The organism is Streptomyces sp. NPDC127084 (genome assembly GCF_042724175.1).
Lineage (GTDB): Bacteria > Actinomycetota > Actinomycetes > Streptomycetales > Streptomycetaceae > Streptomyces.
Map to the genome: position 1 here is coordinate 1 of NZ_JBHXFA010000122.1, position 3,451 is coordinate 3,451.

Genomic DNA, 3,451 nt, shown 5'->3' on the forward strand with positions numbered 1-3,451 from the left:
GGACGGGGCTCCGGGCCGTTGAGCCGGGCCTGCGGGCCGGGCCTGTGAGGTGTCAGCCTCGGCGGCCGATGAGCTTCCAGGCAGCGGGCAGGGCTCCCATCGCCAGTGCCGCCTTGAGCGCGTCACCGACGAGGAACGGCAGGAGCCCCAGGGACACGGCCTTCCCGAAGGCCATCCCGGTGGCGATGGCCAGATACGGCACGCCGACCGCGTAGATGACCGCCGAGCCCAGCACCATCGCCCCGGCCGTACGCGGCACCGAGCGGTCCGCGCCACGGCGGGCGAGGGCTCCGACGACGGTGGCGGCGAGCAGCATGCCGAGGATGTAGCCGAAGGAGGGCATCGCGTAGCCGGACGACGCCTCGGCGAACCACGGCACGCCCGCGACGCCCGCGACGGCGTATAGCGCGAGGGAGAGGAAGCCGCGGCGGGCGCCGAGCGCGCTGCCGACGAGCAGCGCGGCGAAGGTCTGGCCGGTCACGGGGACCGGGGAGCCCGGGACCGGGACGGAGATCTGGGCCGCGAGGCCGGTGAGCACGGCGCCGCCCACGACAAGGGCGATGTCCTTGGTGCGCGAGGCGGGCAGCAGGTCGGCGAGGACCGCGCCGGTGAACGGCGGGCGGACGGGGGCGGCGGCAGTGGCGCTCATCGGTACTCCGCGAAAAGGCAGGGGCAGGGGCAGTGTCGAAGTGGACATGACGACGCTAACCGACAAGTGAACGCCCGTTCACCGTCGGTCGAGAACAACCGTCGATCGACACCTTGATGGAGTTCTCACAAAGCGAGGTGGGCGCACCCCTGAACGGCGTGACGATGATCACTGAGCTGACGAGCACGAAAGCCCAAAAGCGTGCTCGGAGCGAGGAGGGCGCACTCCGGAAGGCCTGTCGACTCCCTCCAACGCTCCCAGCCCTCGCGTGCGGATACGTCTGATACGCAACCGCTTGGTGCCCAAGGCTTCACATTGTGTGAGCATTTTGTCCGTATAGCGGTCACCCGTGCTCTGCGAGCGGTACGGGGCCCAGACTTGGGCCGCCCCTGTCCCCCCACACACAAGGCACATCCATGTCTCGGACCCAGGCGCCCGCGCCGGCCACCGACAAGACCGCCGGTACCACCGGCACTGTCGGCCCCCCGGCGCTCGCGCACAGTCTCAAGCAGCGCCACCTGTCGATGATCGCCCTCGGCGGGGTGATCGGCGCGGGTCTCTTCGTCGGCTCCGGTGAGGGCATCGCGGCCGCGGGGCCGTCGATCGTCATCGCCTACGCGGTGTCCGGGCTGCTCGTCATGCTCGTCATGCGCATGCTCGGCGAGATGTCGGCGGCCGATCCGGCTTCCGGCTCCTTCTCCGTGCACGCCGAGCGGGCGCTCGGCCCCTGGGCGGGCTTCACCGCGGGCTGGTCCTTCTGGGTGCTGCTGTCCGTCGCGGTGGGCCTGGAGGGCATCGGCGCCGCCGCGATCGTCAGCGGCTGGCTGCCCGGCACACCGGAGTGGGCCTGGGTCGCACTGTTCATGGCGGTGTTCTGCGGCACCAACCTGGCCGCGGTGAAGAACTTCGGCGAGTTCGAGTTCTGGTTCGCCGCCCTCAAGGTCGGCGCGATCGTCCTCTTCCTGGTTCTCGGCGGCCTCGCGATCACCGGCCTGCTGCCCGGCACCGAGGCGCCCGGCACGGCGCACCTCACGGGCGAGGGCGGCTTCCTGCCCAACGGGTCGGAAGGCCTGGTCATCGGCCTGCTCGCCTCGCTCTTCGCGTACGGCGGTCTGGAGACGGTCACCATCGCCGCGGCCGAGTCCGAGCACCCGGTCCAGGGCGTCGCCAAGGCGGTGCGTACGGCGATGTGGCGGATCGGGCTGTTCTACATCGGCTCCATGGCGGTCATCGTCACACTGGTGCCCTGGAACCACCCGGATGTCGCCAACCCCGACAAGGGCCCCTATGTCACCGCCCTGGACCGCCTCGACATCCCCGGCGCGGCCACCGTGATGCAGATCGTGGTACTGGTCGCCCTGCTGTCCGCGATGAACGCCAACATCTACGGCGCCTCCCGTATGGCCTACTCGCTCGTCGCCCGCGGCCAGGGCCCGAAGGTGCTGGGCCGGGTCTCCGGCGGAGTGCCTCGTATCGCCGTCCTGGCGTCATCGGTGTTCGGACTCGTATGCGCGGTCCTCAAGTACGCCCGTCCCGATGACGTGTTCCCCTGGCTGCTGAAGATGATCGGCGCGGTGATCCTGGTCGTATGGCTCTTCATCGCCGTCTCCCAGCTGGTGCTGCGCCGCCGCACCGAGCGCGAGGCCCCGGAGAAGCTGGTGGTGCGGATGTGGCTGTACCCGGCGCTGACCTGGATCGCCATCGTGGGCATGCTCGGCGTGTTCGTACTGATGCTGCGTGAGCCGGGCACCCGGGAGCAGCTGCTCTACACGGGTGGGATGACCCTGGCGCTGGCCGTCTGCGGTGTGCTCGTACAGCGGAGCCGCAAGCGGACGCGGTCAGCGGACTGACGCTCCGAACCCGCCGACAAGGCCCCCGGACTGCGCTTGGCGCATTTCCGGGGGCCTTTCGGTCTTCTGATCACGGTCACGCCCGCACCGGATCTTGTTGCTGCTAGCCTGCACTTGCGAATAGTTTGCAATTAGTGGTCGAAGGGCTTGGACATGGCCGTGTACACGCTTCCTGAACTCCCGTACGACTATGCGGCGCTGGAGCCGGTGATCAATCCGCAGATCATCGAGCTGCACCACGACAAGCACCACGCCGCCTATGTGAAGGGTGCCAACGACACCCTGGAGCAGCTGGCGGAGGCACGGGACAAAGAGGCCTGGGGCTCGATCAACGGTCTGGAGAAGAGCCTCGCGTTCCATCTCTCCGGCCACATCCTGCACAGCATCTACTGGCACAACATGGCGTCCCCGAAGGACAGCGGCGGCGGTGAGCCGCTGGCCGCGGACGGTGTGGGCGAGCTGGCGGACGCGATCGCCGAGTCCTTCGGCTCCTTCGCCAAGTTCAAGTCCCAGCTCTCCAAGGCCGCGGCCACCACACAGGGCTCCGGGTGGGGCGTCCTCGCATACGAGCCGGTCAGCGGTCGGCTGATCGTCGAGCAGGTCTACGACCACCAGGGCAACGTCGGCCAGGGCTCGGTGCCGATCCTGGTGTTCGACGCCTGGGAGCACGCCTTCTACCTCCAGTACAAGAACCAGAAGGTGGACTTCATCGACGCGATGTGGGGCGTCGTCAACTGGCAGGACGTGGCGAAGCGCCACGCCGAGGCGAAGGAGCGGACGCCGTTGATCACTCCGTGACGCTCCATGGTGGATCGTCCTGCTCGTGATCGTCTTCTCAACCTTCACTTGCAGGCGGATGGAGGAGGGGCCGCCGCGGGGGCCGGACCACCCGAGGCCCCGAATGTTGTGGCCCAAGCCCCCCCCCCCCGCCCGCCCCACACACCTCGGCGCC

The 3,451-nt window shown here is 69.0% G+C and carries 3 protein-coding genes; 2 read left to right on the forward strand and 1 reads right to left on the reverse strand.

Annotated features, from left to right (window positions below):
* Positions 1-52: 52 nt before the first annotated feature.
* Positions 53-649 carry a biotin transporter BioY gene (locus tag ACFWI9_RS24855; protein ID WP_387165262.1) on the reverse strand — a complete coding sequence of 199 codons (597 nt, stop codon included), beginning with the start codon at positions 647-649 and terminating at the stop codon, positions 53-55.
* Positions 650-1,065: 416 nt separating this feature from the next.
* Here ACFWI9_RS24855 and ACFWI9_RS24860 point away from each other — a divergent pair, with 416 nt between their 5' ends.
* Together ACFWI9_RS24860 and ACFWI9_RS24865 are read left to right on the forward strand one after the other, a co-directional pair.
* Positions 1,066-2,499: an amino acid permease gene (locus tag ACFWI9_RS24860; RefSeq protein WP_387165263.1), complete on the forward strand. Its 1,434-nt coding sequence runs from the start codon at positions 1,066-1,068 to the stop codon at positions 2,497-2,499.
* Positions 2,500-2,652: 153 nt separating this feature from the next.
* Positions 2,653-3,297 (forward strand): superoxide dismutase, encoded by a 645-nt coding sequence (locus tag ACFWI9_RS24865; protein ID WP_387165264.1) that lies wholly within the window; start codon positions 2,653-2,655, stop codon positions 3,295-3,297.
* The last annotated feature ends 154 nt before the right edge of the window (positions 3,298-3,451 follow it).

What these genes read in the sequence shown, in the direction of transcription:
- ACFWI9_RS24855 (WP_387165262.1), bottom strand. Translation starts at nt 649, where the DNA reads ATGAGCGCCACTGCCGCCGCCCCCGTCCGCCCGCCGTTCACCGGCGCG.
- ACFWI9_RS24860 (WP_387165263.1), top strand. Translation starts at nt 1,066, where the DNA reads ATGTCTCGGACCCAGGCGCCCGCGCCGGCCACCGACAAGACCGCCGGT.
- ACFWI9_RS24865 (WP_387165264.1), top strand. Translation starts at nt 2,653, where the DNA reads ATGGCCGTGTACACGCTTCCTGAACTCCCGTACGACTATGCGGCGCTG.